This is a genomic window from Bacillota bacterium, from assembly GCA_040754315.1.
In the GTDB taxonomy this organism is placed as follows: domain Bacteria; phylum Bacillota; class Sulfobacillia; order DUSP01; family JBFMCS01; genus JBFMCS01.
Genome location: JBFMCS010000031.1, coordinates 6,835 through 12,429, shown reverse-complemented (window position 1 = coordinate 12,429; position 5,595 = coordinate 6,835). Strand labels below are relative to the sequence as shown.

Below are 5,595 nucleotides of genomic sequence, written 5' to 3'. Positions count from 1 at the left end.
ATCAACCCCTTTCCTCCCCGCATCACTGACTTTCCTACATTTCAATGATCGGGATCTTGGTGGGGGTGGATCAGTTTCGCGTTAGCACAACCCCTCAAAGTGGATCAGTTTCATTCTAGCGTTCATATTGCTGCCTTCGAGTTTACGGTAACAGAGGAGGCTCACACGACATAATCTGATCTAGGTCGAGAAAGGGGGTGAAGACACACTGTGAACGGGAAGCCCAACCTAAGGAAGAAGAGAAGGAAGAAGGTTCCTTGCGTGCAGTTCTTCTTCTGGATCGTCTGTGATGGGAAGAAGCAGTTGCTGACAGACTCCTTCGGAGTGGACTTTGACGATGAAGACGCAGACGATGATTGCGAGTGAGCCCAGTACATCAGGTGTGGGTTGCCGCCTCCCATAGGAGGCGGCCCTTTTTGTTCAGAGCGCTGGCAGCTGGCAGGTCCCCCCATCTTGTCAATGGCCACTGGACTGGGCACAACAGGGAGGGCTAATCTGTCAACTACCCACGGCTAAAGCCGGTGGGCTTGCAGGTAGCCCTGGAGAAGCGGCCCCCGCGTCCGGCTGGTTGACGGCAGCCCTGCTCTTTCGAGCAGCGAAGTTGCTTTGTGGCAGCAACCGGCCAACGCAGAAGATTTTACGCGCGAAACGGTTCCTTCGCGCAACCCCATATCTTCTGTTGTCAAGGTGCAAACCGTTTCTCCTGGGCTCTCCTAACTCGCCTACACCACGAATTGGTGAACAATCCCCTATTGAAAGGAGTCATTGGAACCTGGTGGAGGCCAACGACGCGCTGAACCCCAAGGAGGAAATACTTAAGCAGGAGGGACTTCTCCGCAGGGATTGTGGACCGGTACTCCGTGCGAATCTGTCTGGATTGCGCCTGCGGTATGAAGAGTGCTTCTCCGGAACGGGCTTCAAGAGTGTCGCGTTCTACGGTGATTTGGAGCTCCCACCGCGCACTCAGGAAAGCAACACGCTGATAATGCTCGCCGAAAGGTGATGGGCAAATCAGCAGGCATCAGCTTGGGCTGGCAACCTTTGAAGACCACTGATTTAACCGGAGATTCCCACAGGTGTGAAGTACCGCCATTGCGACTGCCCTCAGGCATGATCTGCTGGCAACTCAGGGCTGAAACCGCCACACGGCTCGGCCCTGCTCCTCAGTGAGGGACACATCACAGCCCACGTTACTCATCAGTAGGCCCAGCCAGAAGTGACAGGCGCATATGCCGATGTCCACATCTGGGTGTTCCCACTTCATGTGCCTGTAGCCAACAGGCCTGGATATTGAAACCACCTTGAAGTCCGGCGATACCCCAAAGCGCCAGAACTGGCTGTTGACGGCTGATGGGGCCTTGCGTGCAAGGTCCAGGGCGTACAGCAACCCTGCGGGAAGCCTCTCTTCCGTCATGCCCCCTTCCAGGAATGCTCCAACAGGCTTGCGCCTGTGGCTGAAGAGCATGCCGGTTAGCCTGTCAGGAAACCGTAGACCCTTGGTCTCCGCATACCCTAGAGGTGTGATGCATATGGCCCTGACGCCTTGTAACGTATTACTCCCGTAGCCCCATCTGGGCATGGGCGAGCTGGCGTGTGGCCCTAGGTGCGGCATGATACTCTCCAACTCAGCGAGGGAGTAATGGCCGTACCAGCACGTGGAAAGTCCTAGGCTTGTAGCGTACAAGACCAGGGTCTCCCCCACAAACCCGGCCGCAGAGATGGAGCGGACATCCGTTTCTGACAGGAAGGCAGCTCCGTCGGGCGGGGCCCGGAAGACAGTGTAAAGTCTCTTATCAGGATTGGTCTTGAACAAGCGAACCTTGACCCCATGTTCAAAGGGTACTCGCAAGTCTCCGATGAAACCCTTGAGGAGATCCATCTTAGACTCCTCAACAGCACGCTCTTGGTAGACTCTGGTGGACCTACGTGCGTTTATCGCAGATTCCCAGTCAATCTTCTGCACCTACCCCACCTCTTCCTGTTACCGTGAAGGACCGTGTATATCATGTACGTCAAGCGGAGGGCTACCTAAAGGAGGACAACCTTCATGCGACAATACTCATCTCCGAGGTGCCATCGCAGGGAACCAAATTCTTTGCTTACCTCCACCCTGATCAGCACCAAAGCCATCCAGTACACCCTTGTACTCCGCTCACTATACCTGTCGCTGGCCCATAGAAACCTTCCATAGAAACGCTAAGCAACTGTTGGGCTTCAGTGACTACCAAATTCGTAACACCAACGGGATCGAGCGGTATATTGAACTCGTGCTCATTGCCTACGCCGCCCTCGAAACCCAACGGGGCCTCCTCGCGTTGCAGGAACCCCCAATGCCTCCACCTGCACTCAACAAGATACAACACATCGCCCGTAACCTTTCCAGCTTCACCTCTACGCCCACCTTGCCCTCATCCTACACGGGGGGATTCGAGGCTGGCGAACTAATCCTGCTTGTCTACAAACTGTCATGGGTGCGGAATATGTGGTACAGGATTATATTCTTTTTTGGTCTTCTAACCAGTTTATTGTATCTGTCAAAGTTTCATACATATCTCTGGTTGTATAGTCGAGTTCCCTAGTTGCTTTTTCGTGCGAAAACTGAGCATTGGTGTTCAAGGTATATATAGAATACACCGTGTATAGTGGTTTTTGTTTCAGTATCTTGTAATAGAGTTCGGCAAGTGGAGCCGTGACCTTTACAAACCATAGAGGAAGAAAGGTTTTAATCTCTTTATTTCCCGTAATCTTATGAAGCATATGCAGCATTTCTCTTACAGTAAAGAATTTGTTTGAAAGAATATAACATTCACCTTTTCGACCCTTTTCACAAGCCGAGACAATACCGTCTGCCACATCCCGTACATCAACAAAATCATAACCACCATTCATACCGGCAGTAAGCCGTCTTTTGCAGTAATCAATGATCAATGTTGTCAAGTGACCCCTGCCGTAATCAAACGGTCCTGTTATGCCAGACGGATGCACAACACTAGCATTTAACCCGCGCCCGGCTGCTGTAAGAACATAGGAGGTTGCTTCTGATTTTGTTTTCGCATAAAGTCCCACAACATCATCGGGTTTGAAACAAGAAGCTTCTCTGACAATCTCTGGGTTTCTTTTTTCTGGTAGGGCATGGACGGAGCTAACATAAACAAGCTTAAAGATCTTATGCATTTCACAGAGGTCAACAACATTTTTTGTGCCGATTACATTGACATCATATACGCTTTGATTGTACTTTGATGCAATTGATACAATGCCTGCACAATGAATGACAATGAGGCTTTCATTTTCGTTATACACAAAAGCAGGTTCAATACTATTAACATCACAAACATCACCAAAGAAAATTTCAGAAACGCCCTCCGGTATATACTTTTCACCAGGTAAAACCAGTGCTCGGACCTTTTTACCTCTTTCCAGTAGCTTTTTTACAATTGTTCCTCCGAGGTGTCCGGCAGCACCAGTAACTAAAAAAAGTTCACTCATATTAATCACTCCTCGAATAAGAGTTTTTCTCTTATCAAGTGCACAATATATGTCTTTAAAATACGACCATCCTTACTTTTTCACGTCTTTCAAACCAGGGCAAAGACAACATTTATATAAAAACAGTCGATATCTAATCTGTCAACTCAAACCCCTCTACGCTTGAGGAGTTGATAAGTTACCAGGAAGTGTAAAATAAGGGTCTCCTGACATTGGAACCTCCGTCATAACGGCCACGAGAAAAGCACAATGTTCGGAAACCCTTTATTTATCTACATTTTCCGTCGCTTTATTTTTCAACCCTTGACATCAATACTAAGCACTCAACGTGTGGCGTTCTCTAACAGGTCCACTGGAATCACATTCCACCCTCGAAGTAAAGCGGAAAAATGTCCAACGGATACTACATTTCAATATATTGTGGTTAGTTATAATCCAAATCCACTATAGATTGCGTTTTATACGGACCATGCTAACTACCGTCTCAACGTGCGGCGTCTGTGGAAACATGTCAAAAAGCCACACGTCCCCAGCCTCGTACCCCTGGTGCACCAGGTACTCCATGTCCCTGGCCAGGGTGGCAGGGTTACACGACACGTATATAAGGGTCTCCGGTGAGGCCCCCACTAGCGCCTCCAGCGTCGCCACGCCACAGCCCTTCCTGGGGGGATCCACCACGATGGTCTTGGGCCTGTCCCCGAGGGAAGGCAGCACCGTTTCCACGGCCCCCGCCATGAAGGTCACCGATTCCACAGCGTTTCTCCGGGCGTTGTCCCGAGCGTCTCTTACCGCTTCCTCTGACAGCTCGATCCCGATGACCCTAGAGCCGGCGCCTGCCAGGTGCAAGGACATGGCTCCAACCCCACAGTAGGCATCAACAACCACGCCCCCTGACTCCACGAGGCTGGTGACCTTCTCGAAAACCGCCTGGGCCTGAGCCACGTTCACCTGAAAGAAGGAGGTAGGAGACAGGCCAAACTCGAAGCCGCCCACCCTGGTGAGGATCCTCTCCTTGCCCGCAAGGATCCTGGTCGTGGGCCCCAAGACCTCGTTCCCGGCGCTCGTGTTGATGTTACGGGCAATGCTTACCAGGCCCTCTACACCATTGATCAACTCCTGGCCAAAGGTTCGCGCGCCAGGGAAGGCCTCGCCCGAGGTCACTACAGTTATCCCGATCTCCCCTGTGCCGTTGCCCACCCTCGACAGGAGGTGCCGTACCAAGCCCTTCCGGCTGGATTCATCGTAGGCGGGAAGGGCCCAGTCTTGAAGCGCCGCCCTGGCTGCCATAAGCGCCCTGTTACCGTCTTCGTCTTGAATGGCACAATCCAACACATCCACCACCTGGTGGGTACCCCTAGCGTAGCAGCCCATGAGCAGCCTACCCTCTCCCTGGGCCACAGGGAACTGTCCCTTGGACCGGTACCGGAAGGGGGCGGGGGAGGGAACCGGGTTGTGAACATGGAGTTCAAGACCACCAATCCTCTTCAGGGCAGACTCAGCTGACTCCCGTTTGAGCCTCAGCTGTGCATCGTACCTCAGGTTCTGCCATGCACACCCACCGCAGGCCCCGAACACCGGGCACACCGGCCCCACGCGGTCGGGCGAGGGCTTCTCGACACACTCGAGCCGCCCGATACCGTAGGATGGCCTTACCCCCTCCACAGTTACCCTGACCCGGTCACCGGGCACGGCTCCAGGCACGAAGAGCGTAAATCCCTGTAGCCTTCCGACCCCGTCCCCCTGGTGATTTACGCCGGTGATCTCGACGGTGAGATTCTCTCCTACCTGCGGTACACTCATAACTTCCCTTCTTCCAGGGCAGCCTGGGTGAACTCTAGCATGCCAGCTCCAGCATCCAGACGGGCAATGACGCCCAGCGGCAGCGTGGCCTTGTAGGCCCCGTGACCGAAAGGCAACCCCACCAGGCATGGCTTCCCGATCCGGGCCAGGGCGTGTTCTAGCACCTCTTCAATGGACTGGGACTCCTCACCCTCCACGGGATCACACCTGGTCATGTCACCTACAACAATGCCAGCAGCGTCCCGGAGCTTGCCGGACATCTCCATCTGCCGTAGCATCCGGTCCACCCTGTAGGGCCTTTCACCG

Annotated in this window: 6 protein-coding genes and 1 pseudogene; 3 read left to right on the top strand and 4 right to left on the bottom strand. The window is 53.1% G+C overall.

Features of this window, described 5'->3' with window-relative positions:
• The first annotated feature begins 210 nt into the window (after positions 1 to 210).
• Positions 211 to 366, top strand: a complete 156-nt coding sequence (locus AB1576_06165) for a hypothetical protein (GenBank protein ID MEW6081350.1) — start codon at positions 211 to 213, stop codon at positions 364 to 366.
• A gap of 409 nt (positions 367 to 775) precedes the next feature.
• The gene (locus AB1576_06160; GenBank protein ID MEW6081349.1) at positions 776 to 1,003 is read left to right on the top strand and encodes a hypothetical protein; all 228 of its coding nucleotides are present in this window, start codon (positions 776 to 778) and stop codon (positions 1,001 to 1,003) included.
• A gap of 123 nt (positions 1,004 to 1,126) precedes the next feature.
• On the opposite strand, the gene AB1576_06155 is transcribed toward AB1576_06160, so the two are convergent.
• Positions 1,127 to 1,963 carry a nitroreductase family protein gene (locus tag AB1576_06155; GenBank protein MEW6081348.1) on the bottom strand — a complete coding sequence of 279 codons (837 nt, stop codon included), beginning with the start codon at positions 1,961 to 1,963 and terminating at the stop codon, positions 1,127 to 1,129.
• Positions 1,964 to 2,150: 187 nt separating this feature from the next.
• Here AB1576_06155 and AB1576_06150 point away from each other — a divergent pair.
• A pseudogene (locus AB1576_06150) lies at positions 2,151 to 2,270 on the top strand (IS701 family transposase).
• A gap of 223 nt (positions 2,271 to 2,493) precedes the next feature.
• On the opposite strand, the gene AB1576_06145 reads toward AB1576_06150, so the two are convergent.
• From AB1576_06145 to AB1576_06135, 3 genes are all read right to left on the bottom strand, one after another.
• Positions 2,494 to 3,489 (bottom strand): NAD-dependent epimerase/dehydratase family protein, encoded by a 996-nt coding sequence (locus AB1576_06145; protein ID MEW6081347.1) that lies wholly within the window; start codon positions 3,487 to 3,489, stop codon positions 2,494 to 2,496.
• Between the two features lie 444 nt (positions 3,490 to 3,933).
• Positions 3,934 to 5,289: a 23S rRNA (uracil(1939)-C(5))-methyltransferase RlmD gene (gene rlmD / locus AB1576_06140; protein MEW6081346.1), complete on the bottom strand. Its 1,356-nt coding sequence runs from the start codon at positions 5,287 to 5,289 to the stop codon at positions 3,934 to 3,936.
• Positions 5,286 to 5,595: LD-carboxypeptidase (locus AB1576_06135; GenBank protein MEW6081345.1), on the bottom strand; the 310-nt coding region annotated here is incomplete at its 5' end. The genes rlmD and AB1576_06135, both read right to left, overlap by 4 nt.

Coding starts and splice junctions, on each gene's coding strand:
- AB1576_06145 (MEW6081347.1), bottom strand. CDS start 3,489: ATGAGTGAACTTTTTTTAGTTACTGGTGCTGCCGGACACCTCGGAGGA.
- rlmD (MEW6081346.1), bottom strand. CDS start 5,289: ATGAGTGTACCGCAGGTAGGAGAGAATCTCACCGTCGAGATCACCGGC.